At 72.4% G+C, this 18,076-nt stretch carries 14 protein-coding genes; 13 read left to right on the top strand and 1 reads right to left on the bottom strand.

What is annotated here, in order from left to right; translation table 11 throughout:
- The first annotated feature begins 72 nt into the window (after positions 1–72).
- From OTB19_RS34095 to OTB19_RS34080, 4 genes are all read left to right on the top strand, one after another.
- Positions 73–642 carry a CGNR zinc finger domain-containing protein gene (locus OTB19_RS34095; RefSeq protein ID WP_267802607.1) on the top strand — a complete coding sequence of 190 codons (570 nt, stop codon included), beginning with the start codon at positions 73–75 and terminating at the stop codon, positions 640–642.
- Positions 643–765: 123 nt separating this feature from the next.
- Entirely contained in the window at positions 766–3,072 is a 2,307-nt protein-coding gene (locus tag OTB19_RS34090) for a HelD family protein (RefSeq protein ID WP_267802600.1), read from the top strand.
- A gap of 463 nt (positions 3,073–3,535) precedes the next feature.
- Entirely contained in the window at positions 3,536–4,939 is a 1,404-nt protein-coding gene (locus OTB19_RS34085; RefSeq protein ID WP_267802599.1) for an NAD-dependent malic enzyme, read from the top strand.
- Positions 4,940–5,279: 340 nt separating this feature from the next.
- Positions 5,280–5,561, top strand: a complete 282-nt coding sequence (locus OTB19_RS34080) for an HU family DNA-binding protein (protein ID WP_007264399.1) — start codon at positions 5,280–5,282, stop codon at positions 5,559–5,561.
- Positions 5,562–5,698: 137 nt separating this feature from the next.
- Here OTB19_RS34080 and murA read toward each other — a convergent pair whose 3' ends face one another.
- Positions 5,699–7,039 (bottom strand): UDP-N-acetylglucosamine 1-carboxyvinyltransferase, encoded by a 1,341-nt coding sequence (gene murA, locus OTB19_RS34075; protein ID WP_053679376.1) that lies wholly within the window; start codon positions 7,037–7,039, stop codon positions 5,699–5,701.
- Positions 7,040–7,302: 263 nt separating this feature from the next.
- Here murA and OTB19_RS34070 point away from each other — a divergent pair, with 263 nt between their 5' ends.
- The 9 genes from OTB19_RS34070 to OTB19_RS34030 all read left to right on the top strand — a co-directional run bounded on the left by OTB19_RS34070 (position 7,303) and on the right by OTB19_RS34030 (position 17,962).
- The gene (locus tag OTB19_RS34070; RefSeq protein ID WP_267802598.1) at positions 7,303–7,863 is read left to right on the top strand and encodes a YqgE/AlgH family protein; all 561 of its coding nucleotides are present in this window, start codon (positions 7,303–7,305) and stop codon (positions 7,861–7,863) included.
- Positions 7,864–7,892: 29 nt separating this feature from the next.
- Positions 7,893–8,177, top strand: a complete 285-nt coding sequence (locus OTB19_RS34065; protein ID WP_053679372.1) for a DUF3039 domain-containing protein — start codon at positions 7,893–7,895, stop codon at positions 8,175–8,177.
- Between the two features lie 166 nt (positions 8,178–8,343).
- Positions 8,344–9,990 (top strand): beta-N-acetylhexosaminidase, encoded by a 1,647-nt coding sequence (locus tag OTB19_RS34060; protein ID WP_267802597.1) that lies wholly within the window; start codon positions 8,344–8,346, stop codon positions 9,988–9,990.
- Positions 9,991–10,225: 235 nt separating this feature from the next.
- Positions 10,226–11,155, top strand: a complete 930-nt coding sequence (locus tag OTB19_RS34055; RefSeq protein WP_053679371.1) for an FAD binding domain-containing protein — start codon at positions 10,226–10,228, stop codon at positions 11,153–11,155.
- Positions 11,152–13,173, top strand: a complete 2,022-nt coding sequence (locus OTB19_RS34050; RefSeq protein ID WP_267802596.1) for a (2Fe-2S)-binding protein — start codon at positions 11,152–11,154, stop codon at positions 13,171–13,173. Before OTB19_RS34055 ends, OTB19_RS34050 begins: the two co-directional genes overlap by 4 nt.
- The gene (locus OTB19_RS34045) at positions 13,170–15,506 is read left to right on the top strand and encodes a xanthine dehydrogenase family protein molybdopterin-binding subunit (protein ID WP_267802595.1); all 2,337 of its coding nucleotides are present in this window, start codon (positions 13,170–13,172) and stop codon (positions 15,504–15,506) included. The genes OTB19_RS34050 and OTB19_RS34045 overlap by 4 nt, the downstream gene beginning before the upstream one ends.
- A gap of 291 nt (positions 15,507–15,797) precedes the next feature.
- Positions 15,798–16,232 carry a hypothetical protein gene (locus tag OTB19_RS34040; protein WP_267802594.1) on the top strand — a complete coding sequence of 145 codons (435 nt, stop codon included), beginning with the start codon at positions 15,798–15,800 and terminating at the stop codon, positions 16,230–16,232.
- A complete protein-coding gene (locus OTB19_RS34035; protein WP_267802593.1) occupies positions 16,232–17,671 on the top strand; it encodes a hypothetical protein in 1,440 nt (479 codons plus the stop codon). Before OTB19_RS34040 ends, OTB19_RS34035 begins: the two co-directional genes overlap by 1 nt.
- 21 nt (positions 17,672–17,692) lie before the next feature.
- Positions 17,693–17,962: a hypothetical protein gene (locus tag OTB19_RS34030; RefSeq protein WP_324290569.1), complete on the top strand. Its 270-nt coding sequence runs from the start codon at positions 17,693–17,695 to the stop codon at positions 17,960–17,962.
- Positions 17,963–18,076: the final 114 nt, after the last annotated feature.

The following is an 18,076-nucleotide window of genomic DNA, read 5'->3' as shown; positions in this document are numbered from 1 at the left end:
CAGCACTAGCCGCTTCGTCGGTGGGCGGGCACTCTGGGGAGGCGGCCCACGGCAACCGAGGCGGTGACCGGTATGTGGTTCGACTCCGGGAGGGTCTGCCTGGACCTGGTGGCCACCTTCGACGCCCATCGGCACGCCGAGGGCATCCGCGACGGCGACGAGCTGCGCCTGTGGCTCGTCGGCGCCGGGCTGGTGCCCGACCGGACGCCGCTGGGCCGGCTGGGGCCCGACTGGATCGAGGCCTTCCGGGCGCTGCGCGCCGACGTGGAGAGCCTCGTACGGGCCGAACTGGCCGGCGCCGGGCCCGACGAGGGCGCGCTCGCCCGGGTCAACGCGGCGGCCGCCGGTCCACCCCCGGGACTGTGTGCCGTTCGCGACCAGGAGGGCCGGCTCGTACGGGAGTTGTGCGCGGGCGTGGAGTGCCCCGGGCTGCTGGCGGCGGTGGCCCGCGACGCCGTCGAACTGCTGACCGACCCCGGCGACCGGGCACTGCTGCGGGCCTGCGAGGGCGAGGGCTGCGCCCGGGTCTACCTCGACACCTCGCGGGGCCACCGGCGCCGCTGGTGCTCCAGCGAGTCGTGCGGGAACCGCGAACGCGTCGCCCGGCACCGGCGGCGGGTGCTCGCCGCCGGATCCGCCTGAGCGGGCCCGCCCCGGGGCTCGGCCGTTCGTGTGATCCGTGGACGGTCCCGGAACGGGCGTGCGGACAAGGCCCTGGTTCGCGTACGGTTGACGGTCGCCCATGCACGTCAGAAGGGGGCCTTGGTGGCCGCGCAGAATGCCGCTGTCGACAGCACGGCGGATTCCGTCCGCGATCGGGAGATCGCGGTCGAGCAGACGCATCTCGATCACGTGTACCGACGCCTTGAGGAGAAGATCCACGAGGCGGAGTTCCTGATGAACGACGCCGCCAAACGCGGGCAGGTCGGCACGCCCGGCGCGCTCGCCGAGCGCGACGCGCAGGTCTTTCGCGCCGGGATCCACCTCAACCGGCTCAACAACGAGTTCGAGGACTTCCTCTTCGGCCGGATCGACCTCGTCCTCGGCAAGGACGGGGAACGCGGCCCGGACGGCGCGTACACCTCGGTCGAGCCGGCCGACGACGCGATTCGCGCCGATCTCACCGCCGACATCGCGGAGACCCTGCACATCGGGCGGATCGGCGTACTCGACTCCGACTACGCGCCGCTCGTCATCGACTGGCGGGCGCCGGCGGCCGCGCCGTTCTACCGCTCGACGCCGAAGGAACCCGGCCGGGTCGTGCGCCGCCGGGTGATCCGCTCCAAGGGCCGCAAGGTGCTCGGCGTCGAGGACGACCTGATGCGCCCCGAGGTCACCGCCTCGCTCGACGGCGAGGAACTGCCCGCCATCGGCGACGGCGCCCTGATGGCGGCGCTCGGGCGGGCCCGTACGCACTCGATGCGGGACATCGTCTCGTCCATCCAGGCCGAGCAGGACCTCGTCATCCGGGCCCCCGCCGCCTCCGTCGCGGAGGTCGCCGGCGGGCCCGGCACCGGGAAGACGGCCGTGGCCCTGCACCGGGCCGCCTACCTGCTGTACCAGGACCGGCGGCGCTACTCCGGCGGCATCCTGATCGTCTCCCCGACCCCGCTGCTCGTCGCCTACACCGAGGGCGTGCTGCCCTCGCTCGGCGAGGAGGGGCAGGTCGCCATCAGGGCACTCGGCTCGCTCGTCGACGGGGCCGAGGCGACCACGTACGACGACCCGGCCGTGGCCCGCGTCAAGGGCTCCTCCCGGATGCTCAAGGTGCTGCGCAAGGCCGTACGGGGCGCCCTGGAACTCGGCGACGCGCCGGAGCGGCTGCGCGTGGTGGCCTTCGGCCGCCGCCAGGAGCTGGAGGCCGACGAACTGGAGCGGATCCGACAGAACGCGCTCGGCGGCACCGCGCCGGTGAACCTGCTGCGCCCGCGCGCCCGCAAGCTGCTGCTGGACGCCCTGTACGCGAAGTCCGGCGCGACCGGCCGGCACAGCGACCCGGAACTCGCCGCCGAACTGCGGTCCGCCTTCGACGAGGACATCTCGACGGAGGACGCCTTCATCGACTTCCTCAACGCCTGGTGGCCCGAGCTCACCCCGCGCGGCGTGCTGGCCGCGATGGCGGACGAACGCAGGCTCGGCCGCTGGTCGCGACGGGACCTGAACCCCCGTGAGGCGCGCCGGTTGGCCCGCTCGCTGCGCCGGGTCGGCCCGGACGGCAAGGGGCCGCTGTCGGTGCACGACGTCGCGCTGCTCGACGAGCTCCAGCAACTGCTCGGGGCGCCCGCGCGACCCAAGCGGAAGCGGGAGCTCAACCCGCTGGACCGGCTCAGCGGGCTGGAAGAGCTGATGCCGACCCGCGAGGAGACCCAGTGGGAGCGGGCCGAGCGGCTCGCGGCGGAGCGCACCGAGTACGCGCACGTCATCGTCGACGAGGCGCAGGACCTGACGCCGATGCAGTGGCGGATGGTGGGCCGCCGGGGCCGGCACGGCACCTGGACGGTCGTCGGCGACCCGGCGCAGTCCTCCTGGACGGATCCGCAGGAGGCGGCGGCGGCCCGCGACGAGGCCCTCGGGTCCCGGCCGCGCCGGCGCTTCACGCTGACCGTGAACTACCGCAACCCCGCCGAGGTCGCCGAGGTCGCGGCCCGGGTGCTGAAACTGGCCATGCCCGGGATGGAGCCGCCGACCGCGGTGCGCTCCACGGGTCTGGAGCCCCGCTTCACGGCCGCCGCGGGCGATCTGGGCGAGAGCGTCCGCGAGGAGACCCGGCGGCTGCTGGACCAGGTGGACGGCACGGTGGGCGTGGTCGTGGCCATGGACCGCCGGGCGGAGGCGGCCGGATGGCTGGCCGACCTGGGCGAACGCGCGGTCGCGCTGGGCAGCCTGGAGGCGAAGGGGCTGGAGTACGACGCCACCGTGGTGGTGTCCCCGGCGGAGATCGCGGACGAGTCCGAGGCCGGGCTGCGGGTGCTGTACGTCGCCCTGACGCGCGCCACGCAGCAGCTGACCGTGGTCTCGGCCGAACGCGACACCCCCGACGGGGAGGGCGTCCCGACGCTGCTGCGCCCGTAGGCCCCCTCGGACCGGGCCCCCGTGGTCGTGTCCGCCGGGATGATGGGCCGATTGGCCCGCGACCAGGGGTGTGGTCCAAGAGTCAAGTGCCTGGAGGGGGGTCGCTTCCGGCGATCCTTTGTTAGCCTGGGTACGGCACCGACTCGATCCAAGCCCCCGGGCCCAACCTTCGTCGCCCAGAGCGACCACTTGCCGCGAGGCGAGCATGGCGGGTCGGTGTCATCTACGTGAAGAACAGGTCTGCCCCGACACTTCGGTGCCGGGGCAGACCTGTTTTGCGTGGCCGAAACCCTTCCAGGAGCCCTCCATATCTCGTATGGTGGAAGTGTCTTTCCGAAATTTGTAGCTGGTTACCTTTTACCGGCTGGTAGGTGGGACGATCGGACAAGAGGTCCTGCCGCACCCGCCGTGCGCCGGGGCCCTGTGTGTACAGAAAAACCAGGGACAGAAGAGGAACACGGCCATGGCAACGGCGCCCAGCGTCTCGTACTCGATGACGGTCCGCCTGGAAGTGCCCGCGAGCGGTACCGCGGTCTCCCAGCTGACCACCGCCGTGGAGTCTTCCGGAGGATCCGTCACCGGCCTCGACGTGACCGCATCGGGTCACGAGAAGCTCCGCATCGACGTCACCATCGCCGCGACCTCCACCGCGCACGCCGACGAGATCGTCGAGAAGCTGCGCGGGATCGAGGGCGTCAGCCTGGGCAAGGTCTCCGACCGAACCTTCCTGATGCACCTCGGCGGCAAGATCGAGATGGCGTCCAAGCACCCCATCCGCAACCGTGACGACCTCTCGATGATCTACACCCCGGGCGTGGCCCGCGTGTGCATGGCGATCGCCGAGAACCCCGAGGACGCGCGGCGCCTCACCATCAAGCGCAATTCCGTCGCAGTCGTGACGGACGGCTCCGCCGTACTGGGCCTCGGCAACATCGGCCCGATGGCCGCGCTGCCCGTCATGGAGGGCAAGGCGGCCCTCTTCAAGCGGTTCGCCGGCATCGACGCGTGGCCGATCTGCCTCGACACCCAGGACACCGACGCGATCGTCGAGATCGTCAAGGCGATCGCCCCCGGCTTCGCGGGCATCAACCTGGAGGACATCTCCGCGCCGCGCTGCTTCGAGATCGAGGCCCGCCTGCGCGAGGCCCTCGACATCCCCGTCTTCCACGACGACCAGCACGGCACCGCCATCGTCGTCCTGGCCGCCCTCACCAACGCACTGCGCGTGGTGGGCAAGGCAGTTGGCGACGTCAAGGTCGTCATGTCGGGCGCCGGCGCGGCCGGCACGGCCATCCTCAAGCTGCTCCTCGCGGCCGGCGTGAAGAACGCCGTCAGCGCCGACATCCACGGTGTCGTGCACGCGGGTCGCCCCGACCTCGTCGACGCGGCGGCCGACTCCCCGCTGCGCTGGATCGCGGACAACACCAACCCCGAGGGCTACACGGGCACCCTCAAGGAGGCCGTCGTCGGAGCCGACGTCTTCATCGGCGTCTCCGCACCGAACGTCCTGAACGGCGACGACGTGGCGGCCATGGCGGAAGGCGCCATCGTGTTCGCGCTCGCGAACCCGGACCCCGAGGTCGACCCCGCGATCGCCCGTCAGACGGCCGCCGTCGTGGCCACCGGACGCTCCGACTTCCCCAACCAGATCAACAACGTCCTGGTCTTCCCGGGCGTCTTCCGCGGCCTGCTGGACGCCCAGTCCCGCACCGTGAACACGGACATGATGCTGGCCGCCGCGAGCGCGCTGGCGGACGTGGTCGGCGAGGACGAGCTGAACGCGAACTACATCATCCCGTCCGTTTTCAACGACAAGGTCGCGGGCGCGGTCGCCGGCGCGGTCCGCAAGGCCGCCTCCGGAGCGTGAACATCGCTGTGACGGCCCTCACGGCCCCCTGATACCGGCGCGTCGTGAGATGCGGGCCCGCCCGGCCGCCTCTAGGGTTGCGGGGATGCCGGCGTGGCCCGCGGTCCGCATCCATCCGAACCCTCGGATGCGGACGGAGCGTCACCGCGGCGTGACAGTGGCGCTTTTCGTGTGACCCTGGCGGGTGCCGGATTGGCTTTCCCGCCGCTGGTGGGGGCAGGATGCGTAACCGGGCGAGAGGGTCTGACGTTCAGACCCGGGTCCGGGGACTGTCCTAGGGCCCTGGCAGCATCGGCTTCGATCTCACGCCTCTAAGGCACGTTGAACACGGGAGTACAACATGAACCGCAGTGAGCTGGTGGCCGCTCTGTCCGAGCGCGCCGAGGTGACCCGCAAGGACGCCGACGCCGTTCTGGCCGCGCTCGCCGAGACCGTCGGCGAGATCGTCGCCAAGGGCGACGAGAAGGTCACCATCCCCGGCTTCCTGACCTTCGAGCGCACCCACCGTGCCGCTCGCACCGCGCGCAACCCGCAGACCGGCGACCCCATCCAGATCCCGGCCGGCTACAGCGTGAAGGTCTCCGCGGGCTCCAAGCTCAAGGAAGCCGCCAAGGGCAAGTAGTACCGCCCTTGTGTCGAGGGCCGCACCGGCCCTCGGGACGGCAGCAGTACACACGAAAGCCGAAGGGCGGCCACCCCACCGGGGTGGCCGCCCTTCGGCCTGTCCAGGGCCCCCTGAGGGGCCCTGGGGCGCTTCTGTCAGACCAGGTCGCCGTTGGGGAGCTCGACCTTGGCTCCCAGCTCCATGAGCTTCTCCATGAAGTTCTCGTAGCCGCGGTTGATCAGGTCGATGCCGTGGACGCGCGAGGTGCCCTCGGCGGCCAGCGCCGCGATCAGGTACGAGAACCCGCCGCGCAGGTCGGGGATGACCAGATCGGCGCCCTGCAGCTTGGTGGGGCCGGAGACGACCGCCGAGTGCAGGAAGTTGCGCTGGCCGAAACGGCACGCCGAACCGCCCAGGCACTCGCGGTACAGCTGGATGTGAGCACCCATCTGGTTCAGCGCCGAGGTGAAACCGAGCCGGGACTCGTAGACCGTCTCGTGGACGATCGACAGGCCCGAGGCCTGCGTCAGGGCCACGACCAGGGGCTGCTGCCAGTCGGTCTGGAAGCCCGGGTGGACGTCCGTCTCCAGCGCGATGGCCTTCAGCGGGCCGCCCGGGTGCCAGAAGCGGATGCCTTCGTCGTCGATCTCGAAGGCACCGCCGACCCGCCGGAAGGTGTTCAGGAAGGTCATCATCGAGCGCTGCTGCGCTCCGCGGACGTAGATGTTGCCGCGGGTCGCCAGGGCCGCGGAAGCCCACGAGGCGGCCTCCAGGCGGTCCGGGAGCGCCTTGTGGTTGTAGCCGGTGAGCTCGTCCACACCGGTGATCCGGATGGTCCGGTCGGTGTCGACGGAGATGATCGCGCCCATCTTCTGCAGGACGCAGATGAGGTCTTCGATCTCGGGCTCGACGGCCGCGTTGCTCAGTTCGGTGACGCCCTCGGCCAGGACGGCCGTCAGCAGCACCTGTTCGGTCGAACCGACGGACGGGTACGGCAGCCGGATCTTGCAGCCGCGCAGACGCTGCGGGGCCTCCAGGTACTGGCCGCCCTCGCGCTTCTCGATCGTCGCGCCGAACTGGCGGAGCACGTCGAAGTGGAAGTCGATCGGCCGGCCGCCGATGTCGCAGCCGCCGAGGCCGGGGATGAAGGCGTGGCCGAGACGGTGCAGCAGCGGACCGCAGAACAGGATCGGGATCCGGGAGGACCCCGCGTGGGCGTCGATGTCGGCGACGTTCGCGCTCTCGACGTACGTGGGGTCGAGGACCAGTTCGCCCGGCTCCTCGCCGGGGCGGACGGTCACCCCGTGGAGCTGGAGCAGACCGCGCACGACCCGGACGTCACGGATGTCGGGAACGTTGCGCAGCCGGCTGGGGGTGCTGCCGAGCAGAGCGGCCACCATGGCCTTCGGCACGAGGTTCTTCGCGCCGCGGACACGGATCTCGCCCTCGAGCGGGGTACCGCCGTGGACAAGCAGGACATCGTCAGTGCCGGTCATGGATCTCGCGTTCCGGAGTGGGGTGGGCGGGGGGCCAGTGAAAAGGGTAAGGGTCGCCACCCCCTTGTTTGTATGGCTGACGTGGCCGTAGGACTGTCATGAATTCGGCACAACACACTCTGTTGCCGCATCGTGGCGGAGTGTCGCGTTCCGGGTCCTTTCGGGGAGCGCGCTCCTTTCTGCCGCCGTGCGCCCTGAGCTGCGCGTGATCCGATGACTCCGCCGGCTCCCCCCGAAGGCCGAATGTGCGAGATCATGTCGGCATGACCGAGGTGTCCTCCCTCACAGGGCGGTTGCTCGTGGCCACCCCCGCCCTCGCGGACCCGAATTTCGACCGCGCGGTGGTGCTGTTGCTCGACCACGACGAGCAGGGTTCGCTCGGCGTCGTCCTCAACCGGCCGACGCCGGTGGGCGTCGTCGACATCCTGATGCCCTGGGCGCCGCTGGCCGGCGCCCCCGGTGTGGTGTTCCAAGGCGGGCCGGTGGGCCTGGACTCGGCCCTCGGCATCGCGGTGATCCCCGGCGAGGAGGGGCCGCTGGGGTGGCGTCGGGTGCACGGGGCGATCGGCCTGGTCGACCTGGAGGCGCCCCCCGAACTGCTGGCCGCCGCACTCGGCGGCCTGCGCATCTTCGCCGGTTACTCCGGATGGGGCCCCGGCCAATTGGAGGACGAGCTGGGTGGCGGGGCCTGGTACGTCGTGGACTCCGAACCGGGCGACATCTCCTTCCCGGACCCCGAACGGCTGTGGAGGGCGGTGCTCCGCCGCCAGCGCAGCGAGCTGGCGATGATCGCCACCTATCCGGACGACCCGTCGCTCAACTGAGCCGCGCGGGGGTCGGTACCCTGGCTTTCATGAGCACTCTTGAGCCCGAGCGCGGGACTGGTACGGGGACCCTCGTAGAGCCGACGCCGCAGGTGTCCCACGGCGACGGCGACCACGAGCGCTTCGCCCACTACGTCCAGAAGGACAAGATCATGGAGAGCGCGCTCGGCGGTACGCCCGTCGTCGCCCTCTGCGGCAAGGTCTGGGTCCCGGGACGGGACCCGAAGAAGTACCCCGTCTGTCCCATGTGCAAGGAGATCTACGAATCCATGGGCGCCGGCGGCGACAAGGACAAGGGCGGCAAGGACAAGTAGTCCGGGCCGTTCGTCCCGAACCACGCAGGACCGAGGTCCCCGGTCGCGCCGCTGTGCGCCGGGGACCTTTTGCGCACCCGGGAGGAGGGCTAGGGTCGGCCGGGTAAGCGACATGTGAAACGCGCGTTGCGCATGACGCAACGGCATGTCCGTGGAGGCCCCGCCCATGCCCGACCTGATCCCGGAGCCGCGGTACGCGCGCTTCCCGACCGACGGCGGGTGCGAGCTGACCGACCCGCTGCTCGTGGCGCCCCCCGGCACGGAGGGCGCTGCCCGCCGGCTGCGCGCCGAACTCGGCGCGGCCACCGGCTGGGAGCTGCCCGCGCCGGTCGCGGGCGCCGCGGACGCCGGCCGTACGGTGATCCGGCTCGCGCTGCGCCCCGACATCGCCCGCGCCGGCGCCGAGTCGTACGAGGTGCACGTCACCCGCGACCTGGTCCTCCTCGAAGGCGGCGACCCGGCGGGCCTCTACTGGGCGGTGCAGACGCTGCGGCAGTTGCTCGGCCCCGACGCGTACCGGCGCGCACCCGCGGCGCCCGGCCGCGGCTGGCGCCTGCCGGTCGGCGACCTCACCGACGGCCCCCGCTTCGGCTGGCGCGGCCTGATGCTCGACGTCGCCCGGCACTTCATGCCCAAGGACGGGGTGCTGCGCTACATCGACCTGCTCGCCGCGCACAAGCTGAACGTGCTGCACCTGCACCTGACGGACGACCAGGGATGGCGCGTCGAGATCCGGCGGTACCCGCGGCTCACCGAGGTGGGCGCGTGGCGCCCGCGCAGCCGCTGGGGGCACCGGGCGTCACCGCTGTGGAACGAGACCCCGCACGGCGGCTTCTACAGCCGGGACGACATCCGCGAGATCGTCGCGTACGCCGCCGAACGGCACGTGCGGGTCGTGCCCGAGATCGACGTGCCGGGCCATTCGCAGGCCGCCATCGCCGCGTACCCCGAACTGGGCAACACCGACGTCGTGGACACCGCGGCGCTCGGGGTCTGGGACGACTGGGGGATCTGCGAGAACGTGCTGGCCCCCACCGAGGCCGTACTGCGGTTCTACGAGGGCGTCTTCGAGGAACTGCTGGAACTGTTCCCGGCGGAGGTCTCGCCCTTCGTGCACGTGGGCGGCGACGAGTGCCCCAAGGGGCAGTGGCGCGCCTCCCTGGCCGCGCAGGCCAGGATCCGGGAACTGGGCGTGGACGGGGAGGACGGGCTCCAGGCCTGGTTCATCCGGCACTTCGACGGCTGGCTCGCCGAACGCGGCCGCCGGCTGATCGGCTGGGACGAGATCCTGGAGGGCGGCCTGGCGCCGGGCGCCGCGGTGTCCTCCTGGCGCGGGTACGCGGGCGGCATCGCCGCCGCCGAGGCCGGCCACGACGTGGTGATGTGCCCCGAACAGCAGGTGTACCTGGACCACCGTCAGGCACCGGGCGAGGACGAGCCGATGCCGATCGGGTACGTCCGCTCGCTCGCCGACGTGTACCGGTTCGAGCCGCTGCCGCCGAAGTTGTCGCCGGAGGCGGCCGCCCACGTGCTGGGCGCGCAGGCCAACGTGTGGACCGAGGTGACGGAGAACCAGAGCCGGGTCGACTACCAGGTGTTCCCGCGCCTGGCCGCCTTCGCCGAAGTGGTCTGGTCCCGCCTGCCGGAGCCCGCGGAACGGGACTGGGCGGGGTTCGAGGCGCGCATGGCGACGCACTACGCGCGGCTGGACGCCCTCGGGGTCGACTACCGGCCGCCCGGCGGGCCGTTGCCCCGGCAGCGCCGCCCCGGGGTGCTCGGGCGTCCGATCGAGGGCGCGCCCCCGATCGTGTGACTCAGGCAACCGACGCATCGTTTGAAGTCCTTTGGAACTCTTTCCCGATTTAGGTCGATACGGTCACAAGTGCGCGGTGCCGGCGGGCCGGACCCCGGCGCCGCGCGTCCGGCCGACCCTCGCGCCGGGCAGTGCGGAACATGTGCCAGAGTTGCCACGTCCCGGCGGTGAGGACGTACCGTACGGCGGACAGGCGTGAGCGCCGGGACCGGGACATCGGGAAGGGGCAGCCGGGTTGACCACGCACGCACCGCACTCACCGCATTCATCTCAGGGGCCTCAGGGCCCCCGGGCGGCGCAGTCCGTGACGCTGCCGACCTCGCTCGACGAGGCCGTGGCGGCGCTCACCGCCATGCCCGCGGCCGTGCCCGTCGCCGGCGGCACCGACCTGATGGCGGCCGTCAACGCCGGACTGCTGCGGCCCGCCGCGCTGGTCGGCCTCGGCCGGATCAACGAGATCCGCGGCTGGCAGTACCAGGACGGCCACGCCCTGCTCGGCGCCGGCCTCACCCACGCCCGGATGGGCAGGCCCGACTTCGCCGCCCTGATCCCCGCGCTGGCCGCCGCCGCCCGCGCCGCCGGACCGCCGCAGATCCGCAACGCGGGCACCCTCGGCGGGAACATCGCCACGGCCGCCCCCACGGGCGACGCCCTGCCCGTCCTGGCGGCGCTGGAGGCGGTGCTGATCATCGTCGGCCCGCCCGCGCTCGGCGACTCCGGGGTGTCCCGGCGGGAGATCCCGGTCTCCCACCTGCTGGCCGGCCGCGAGATGCTCCGCCCGGGCGAACTGATCGGTTTCGTACGGGTTCCCCTGCTGCACGCGCCGCAGGTGTTCCTGAAGGCCACGGGACGTACGGGCCCCGGGCGCGCGGTCGCCTCCGCGGGACTCGTGCTGGACCCCGCGCGCCGCGGAGTGCGCTGCGCCATCGGCGCGGTCGCCCCGATGCCCCTGCGGCCGCTGGAGGCCGAACAGTGGGTGGCCTCGTTGATCGACTGGGACGGGGACCGCAGCCTGGCGCCCGAGGCGCTGGAGGCCTTCGGCGAGTACGTCGCCGCGGCCTGCGTGCCCGACCAGGGAGAACCGGTGGCCGCCGGAGTGCTGCACCTGCGGCGGACGGTGGCCGTGCTGGCACGGAGGGCCCTGGGGAGGGCACTGAGCACATGAGTGAGAACGAGAACGTGAGCGGAACGACCGGGGGCGCCGGGCACGCGCCCGCCGGCTGGGGCTGGGAGCCGGTGCCGCACGGCGGCGAAATGGACTCCGACGCCACGGCCTTCGTGAAGCTGCCGCAGGAGATGCTGGACGCGCTCGACAACCGGGAGCCGCTGGCGGCCCCCGGGCACGGGTACGTGCCGCCGCCGATGATCGTGCCGTTGGGCTCCGGCTCCGCCGACCCCTCGGCCACCGGGACCTGGACGATGCCGGTCCAGTGGCCCGAGGCGGGTACCGGCTCGGCGGGCCAGGACGGTTCCGTACAGGGTTCCGTGCCGGGTTCCGCGGCCGGCCAGGCGCCCGCGCGGGGGCCGATCCCGGCCTCGATCCCCCTGCCCGCGTCCGTGGCCGCCGTCTTCGGCGCGACCGGCCAGGACCAGGCGCCGGCGGACCCCGCCGAGACACCCGAGAACCCCGACCCCGCCGACACCGCCGAATGGCGGTTCCCCGACGCGACGCGGCCCGGCGACGGCCGGGACACCGGCCAGTGGACCCTGCCCGGCGGCGCCCCCGCCGGCGACTGGAGCCAGGCCCCGGCGACCCTGCCGGGCGGTGCGGCCGCCCCCTGGGCGACGCCCGCGTACGACGCCTCGCTGAGCTCGGGCGTGCTCCCGGGCGCGTTCCAGGGCGAGGACGAGGGAGCCGCACGGCACGCCACCGGCCCGGTCGGCGGCCCTCCCGGGCGCGGCCCCAGGGTGCTGGGCGGCCCCGGCGTGGGCACCCCGCTCCCCGACCCGGAGCCGGTGAACCACCCGACCCCGGACATCGACGCCGCCCACGGCCCGGCGCGGACGCCGGTCGAGGGCGAACGACCGCGCCCCGCGGGCACGGAGGCCGGCCCGGGCGACGGACACGGCTTCACACGAACCGACCGGCCCGCCGCCGAGCCGGAGCCCACCGACGGGCGCGGCTTCGCCGTGGATGCTGGGGGCTACGCCACGGACGGCCGCGGGTTCGCGGTGGACGACCGGGCCGGTTTCGGTACCGACGGGCGCGGGTTCGCCGTGGACGACCGGGCGGGTCTCGGTACCGGCGGGCGCGGGTTCGCCGTGGACCGGGACGGGTTCGCCACCGACGGGCGCGGCTTCGAGACGGACGGGCAGGGTTTCGCCACCGACGGGCGCGGGTTCGCCGTGGTCGGGCCCGAGCCCGGGGAGGGGCGCGTGGACGCCCCGGACGGGCCGGAGGCCACCGACGGGCACGGGCTCGTGTTCGTCGAACCCGAGCAGGAGCCCGCCGACGGCCCCGCCGAAGCCACCGCGCCGGACGTGCCGGTCGAGGGCGCCGCGGACAGCGCCGACGCGCTCCCGGACGCGGGCGACCCCGCAGGTGTCCCGCTCGCGGAGACGACGTACGAGGAAGAGAACGCGGGGGCCGTCGCCCATCACGAGCACCCGCTGGCGTCCTACGTCCTGCGCGTCAACGGGGCCGACCGTCCCGTCACCGGCGCCTGGATCGGCGAGTCGCTGCTGTACGTGCTGCGCGAGCGGCTCGGCCTCGCCGGCGCCAAGGACGGGTGCTCGCAGGGCGAGTGCGGGGCCTGTGCCGTGCAGGTGGACGGCCGGCTGGTCGCGTCCTGCCTGGTGCCCGCCGCGACGGCCGCGTCCAGCGAGGTCCGGACCGTCGAGGGGCTCGCCACGGACGGGGAACTCTCCGACGTACAGGAAGCGTTGTGCAGGTCGGGCGGGGTGCAGTGCGGGTTCTGCATCCCCGGCATGGCCATGACCATCCATGACCTGCTGGAAGGCAACCACGCGCCGAGCGAGCTGGAGACGCGCCAGGCGCTCTGCGGCAACCTCTGCCGCTGCTCCGGCTACAAGGGCGTCATCGAGGCCGTCCGCGAGGTCGTGTCCGAGCGCGAGGCGACCGCCGCCGGCGACTCCGGTACCGGCACCGGTGCCGAGCCGCGCATCCCGCACCAGGCCCCGCCCGGCGAGGGCGGCATCCACCCCAACGGAGGCACGGCGTGAGCGGGCAGGACGCGGCCACCGCGACGAGCACGGCCACCGTGACGACGACCCCGGGCCCCGGCGGGGAGGAGGGGCAGGAACCGCTGCGCGGCATCGGAGCCTCCGTCCCGTCCGCGGACGCCCGGGCCAAGACCGGCGGCACGTTCCCCTACGCCGCCGACCTGTGGGCCGAAGGCCTGCTGTGGGCGGCCGTGCTGCGCGCCCCGCACGCCCACGCCCGCATCCTCTCCGTCGACACCACGGCCGCCGCCGCCATGCCGGGCGTCCGCGCCGTCGTCACCCACGCCGACGTCCCCGGCGCCACCACCCACGGCCGCCGCATCGCCGACCGGCCCGTCTTCGCCCACGACATCGTCCGCCACCACGGCGAGCCCATCGCCGCCGTGGCCGCCGACCACCCCGACACCGCCCGCCTCGCGGCCGCCGCCATCGCCGTCGAGTACGAGCCGCTCGACGCGATCACCGACCCCGAGCAGGCCTTCGGCGCCCCCGCCCTGCACCCCGACGGCAACCTGATCCGGCACATCCCGCTGCGCTACGGCGACCCCGATGCGACCGGCGAGGTCGTCGTCGAGGGCCTGTACCGCATCGGCCGCCAGGACCCGGCGCCCATCGGCGCCGAGGCCGGACTGGCCGTACCGCGCCCCGACGGCGGCGTGGAGATCTACACCGCCTCCACCGACCCGCACACCGACCGCGACCTGGCCGCCGCCTGCTTCGGGCTGGAGCCCGACCGGGTACGGATCGTCGTCACCGGAGTCCCCGGCGCGACCGCCGACCGCGAGGACCCCGCCTTCCAACTGCCGCTCGGCCTGCTGGCCCTGCGCACCGGCTGCCCCGTCAAACTGGCCGCCACCCGCGAGGAGTCCTTCCTCGGCCACGCCCACCGACACCCGACGCTCCTGCGCTACCGCCACCACGCGGACGCGGAGGGCCGGCTGGTCAAGGTCGAGGCACAGATCCTGATGGACGCGGGCGCGTACGCCGACTCGTCCTCGGAATCGCTGGCCGCCGCCGTGGCCTTCGCGTGCGGCCCGTACGTCGTCCCGCACGCCTTCGTCGAAGGCTGGGCGGTACGCACGAACAACCCGCCGTCGGGCCACGTGCGCGGCGAGGGCGCCATGCAGGTGTGCGCCGCCTACGAAGGCCAGATGGACAAGCTCGCCGCCGCCCTCGGCATCGACGGCGCCGAGCTGCGCATGCGCAACGTCCTGGCCACCGGCGACCTCCTGCCCACCGGCCAGACGGTGACCTGCCCCGCGCCGGTCGCCGAACTCCTGCGCGCGGTACGCGACTACCCGCTGCCGTCCCTCCCGAAGGACACCCCCGAGGACGAGTGGCTGCTGCCCGGCGGCCCGGAAGGCGCCGGCGAACCGGGCGCGGTCCGGCGCGGCGTCGGGTACGGCGTCGGCATGGTCCACATGCTCGGCGCGGAGGGCACCGACGAGGTCTCCACCGCCACCGTGAAGATCGTGGACGGCGCGGCCACCGTCATCTGCGCGGCCGTCGACACCGGCCAGGGATTCTCCACGCTCGCCCGACAGATCGTCCAGGAGGTCCTGGGCGTCGACGAGGTCGTGACGGCCCCCGTCGACACCGACCAGCCGCCCGCCGGGCCGGCCGCGCACGGGCGCCACACGTGGGTGTCGGGCGGGGCCGTCGAACGCGCGGCGAAGATGGTCCGTACCCAGCTCCTCCAGCCGATGGCCCACAAGTTGGGCATGTCCACCGAACTGCTCCAGATCACGGACGGCCGGATCACGTCGTACGACGGGGCGTTCTCCACCACCGTCGCCGAGGCGATAGAGGGCAAGGAACTCTGGGCCACGGCCCAGTGCCGCCCCCATCCCACCGAACCCCTGGACGCCGACGGCCAGGGCGACGCCTTCGTCGGGCTCGCGTTCTGCGCGATCCGGGCGGTGGTGGACGTGGACATCGAGCTGGGCTCCGTACGCGTCGTCGAACTCGCGGTCGCCCAGGACGTCGGCCGCGTCCTCAACCCCCGCCAGCTCGAAGCCCGCATCGAGGCGGGCGTCACCCAGGGCGTGGGCGCGGCCCTGACGGAGAACCTCCGCTCGATCGGGGGAGTCATCCGCCACCCCGACCTCACGGGCTACGCCCTGCCCACCGCGCTGGACGCACCGACGGTCCGCATCGTCAAACTCGTCGAGGAACGCGACGTGGTGGCCCCGTTCGGGGCCAAGGCGGCGAGCGCCGTCCCCGTGGTGACGACCCCGGCCGCCGTGGCCTCGGCCGTCCGCTCCGCCACCGGACGCCCGGTCAGCAGGCTCCCTATCCGGCCATCCGCGGCGGTGGCGGCGCCCAACTCCTGACCGTACGAGGCCCATTGCACGTGCAACCCCAGGGTTGGGGCTGTCGGCGCCGGTCGCTAGAGTGAGCCGGAGATGCTGGGCACGCGCGGGTACGCACGGGCGGGTATGAGCGCTTGCGAACGCGTGCGAGTACGTGTGCTTGCGAATGCGTGCAGACGCGTACGAACGGGGACGGGGAGCGGTGTCGGCACCGCTCCCGCGGGGACAACGGGGAGTCGGGGAGGCCGACGTGGCAGATGACGGACGGGTTCCGGGAGCCGCCAGTGCGGTGGCGCGTGCGGTGATGTGCTGATGCGGCCCGTGGAAGCGATGGAGATCGAGTACGCGACGCTGAGCGAGTTCAAGAAGCTGGTGGACACCCAGCTGGAGAAGCTCAGCGGATCCTCGGCGGACGCGGGCCGGCTGGAGTCCAAGACCCTCCCGGCAGGGGCGCTGGGCAAGGGCTTCGCGGAGGCCGAGCTCCTTTTCAAGTCGTACAACACCGTGCTCACGCAGTTGACGACCCTGTCGAAGGGCCTGGCGGACCAGATCGAGGGGCTGGGCATCGCGATCAGGACGGCGGGCAAGGGCTACGGGAGCGTCGACGAGGAGACGAAGGCCCGGATGAGGGCCATCGCGGAGCAGGCGAAGAAGGCTTATGCGCCGGAGCGGGACCCGCTCGCGAACCAGAAGAAGGACGCCGCGGCGGGTACCGGGAGCGAGAGCACGTCGGAGGGTGAGCTCTGATGACGGACTTCGAGGCCTACACCCACCAGCAGCTGCTGGACATGATTGCCTCTCTGGATCCGCCGCTGGTCTCCTCGCGTGCCCGCCTGCTGGCATTGGCGGCCACATCCATCCGGGAGATCGGCAACGCCCTCAAGGGCCACAAGGTGTCCGGGTGGGAGGGCGAAGCCTCCCTCGCCTACCAGAACTGGGTGAACTCGGCGGGCAACGCGACGCTGCGCCTGGCCGACTACAGCGAGGCAGGCAGCAAGTGGATGGACCACGCCTCCCACGTCATGTTCGGGGCCAAGAGCCTGACGCCTGACGTCAGCACCACGGCGCTCGAAAACCTTGAGGCTGCACGCAAGTTCCACAACGACCCGGATTCGGCGCATATCGCCAGGGACGCGCACGCCGTGCTGGAGTCGGATCGCCTGATCGCGGTGGGCAATCTGAAGATGCTGGCGGAGGCTTACGACCAGTCGACGCTACAGATGAACGCTGCCGAGGTACCGACGTTTCCGCCGCCTCCGGGGGAATTCGTGCCCCAGGGGCGCGATGGTGGGACCGACTTGGAGCGCCCTGGTGGCGGCCCTGGACCTGAATCGGATGGTGGCGGTTCCGGGCCTGTCACACGGGCGGCATACCCGGGGGCGTTGCCAAGCGGGGCCGGTCACCAGGTACCGCCGATCTCCACCCCAACCTCGTCAGCGGACCCTGCACCGATCACGCTTCCGGGCATTCCAGACCACAATGTGAACGTAGATCTCGACAGTATTGGAACCCTCCCAGACACGACGCTTCCGCCGGCTACGGCCATGCCCAGCGTTGTGGCACCGGTGGGCCCGGGCGGTGGCCCTGTCACGCCGATTGGACCGATTCCGCCGGTCGGCGGGCTGGTGAAGTCCGGCGGGGGTCTCGGTCCTGTCGGCGGCGCCGGACTGTTTCCCGGGACTGCTGCTCCCGGCGGCAAGGCAGGCGGTGTAGCCGGACTGCCTCCGCGTGACAGCGGGATCGTGGGAGGCCGAGCCGTGCCGTCGAGTGGGCCTGGGGCGGGTATCCCGCGCGGCACCGTCATCGGCGGGGAGGTCAGTCAAACCGGACGCGGAATGATGGGCGGCGGCATGGGCGCCGGCGGTGGCTCCCATGGTGCGTCGGGCGGTTCGCCCGTAGGTCGTCGTCTTGCTACTGAGTCTGGAGGAGTCGTTGGCGGACGGCAGCCCGGTTTGGTCGGTCGCTCCACCACGGGAGGCCAGCCGTTCACGCAGGGTGGTTCGGGCCTCGTGCGCAGCGGATCGGGCGCCGGGCCGGGCGTGGGGCCGATGGGTCACGGCGGCCCGGGCGTCCGAAACCCGGGTAGGCGGCGTGACGGGCAGGGGGGCGAACGCCCCGATTATCTGGCCGAGGAAGAAGAGACTTGGCAGGCCGACCGTCGCGTTGTGCCGCCTGTCATCGACTGAGCGGAACGGACGTTGCACGGGATGCGCATGCGTAAGGCGACCTCGGTCTTCGTGGGCCTGCTGTTGGCCGGGGTCGCTGCGACCCCGGCTCATGCGGAGACCATTCGCGAGAGGCAGTGGCACCTCGACGCCATGAAAGTGGATGAAATCTGGAAGATCAGTACCGGAAAGGGTGTGACGGTCGCTGTCATCGACAGCGGGGTGGATAACATTCCGGAGCTTGAAGGCCAGGTCATCCCGGGAAAAAACTTCGCGACATCAAACGCTGGTGATGAGCGTGTAACTGTTTAGGGGTTTCCGCTGGTTGTGGGCAGCATCCATGGCCGTCCGGCGAAGAGGTCGCGTAGGGCGGTGAGGGGGTTGATGCCGTGTTTGCGGACGGTGGAGATGTAGGAGCGGATCCGG

The organism is Streptomyces sp. H27-H5 (assembly GCF_026627505.1).
Classification (GTDB): Bacteria; Actinomycetota; Actinomycetes; order Streptomycetales; family Streptomycetaceae; genus Streptomyces.
Note: the sequence above shows the minus strand (reverse complement) of the source record. Positions and strands in the feature narration are given on the sequence as shown.

What these genes read in the sequence shown, in the direction of transcription:
- OTB19_RS34095 (WP_267802607.1), top strand. Translation starts at nt 73, where the DNA reads ATGTGGTTCGACTCCGGGAGGGTCTGCCTGGACCTGGTGGCCACCTTC.
- OTB19_RS34080 (WP_007264399.1), top strand. Translation starts at nt 5,280, where the DNA reads ATGAACCGCAGTGAGCTGGTGGCCGCTCTGTCCGAGCGCGCCGAGGTG.
- OTB19_RS34065 (WP_053679372.1), top strand. Translation starts at nt 7,893, where the DNA reads ATGAGCACTCTTGAGCCCGAGCGCGGGACTGGTACGGGGACCCTCGTA.
- OTB19_RS34070 (WP_267802598.1), top strand. Translation starts at nt 7,303, where the DNA reads ATGACCGAGGTGTCCTCCCTCACAGGGCGGTTGCTCGTGGCCACCCCC.
- OTB19_RS34085 (WP_267802599.1), top strand. Translation starts at nt 3,536, where the DNA reads ATGGCAACGGCGCCCAGCGTCTCGTACTCGATGACGGTCCGCCTGGAA.
- OTB19_RS34040 (WP_267802594.1), top strand. Translation starts at nt 15,798, where the DNA reads ATGCGGCCCGTGGAAGCGATGGAGATCGAGTACGCGACGCTGAGCGAG.
- OTB19_RS34060 (WP_267802597.1), top strand. Translation starts at nt 8,344, where the DNA reads ATGCCCGACCTGATCCCGGAGCCGCGGTACGCGCGCTTCCCGACCGAC.
- OTB19_RS34050 (WP_267802596.1), top strand. Translation starts at nt 11,152, where the DNA reads ATGAGTGAGAACGAGAACGTGAGCGGAACGACCGGGGGCGCCGGGCAC.
- murA (WP_053679376.1), bottom strand. Translation starts at nt 7,039, where the DNA reads ATGACCGGCACTGACGATGTCCTGCTTGTCCACGGCGGTACCCCGCTC.
- OTB19_RS34035 (WP_267802593.1), top strand. Translation starts at nt 16,232, where the DNA reads ATGACGGACTTCGAGGCCTACACCCACCAGCAGCTGCTGGACATGATT.
- OTB19_RS34030 (WP_324290569.1), top strand. Translation starts at nt 17,693, where the DNA reads ATGCGCATGCGTAAGGCGACCTCGGTCTTCGTGGGCCTGCTGTTGGCC.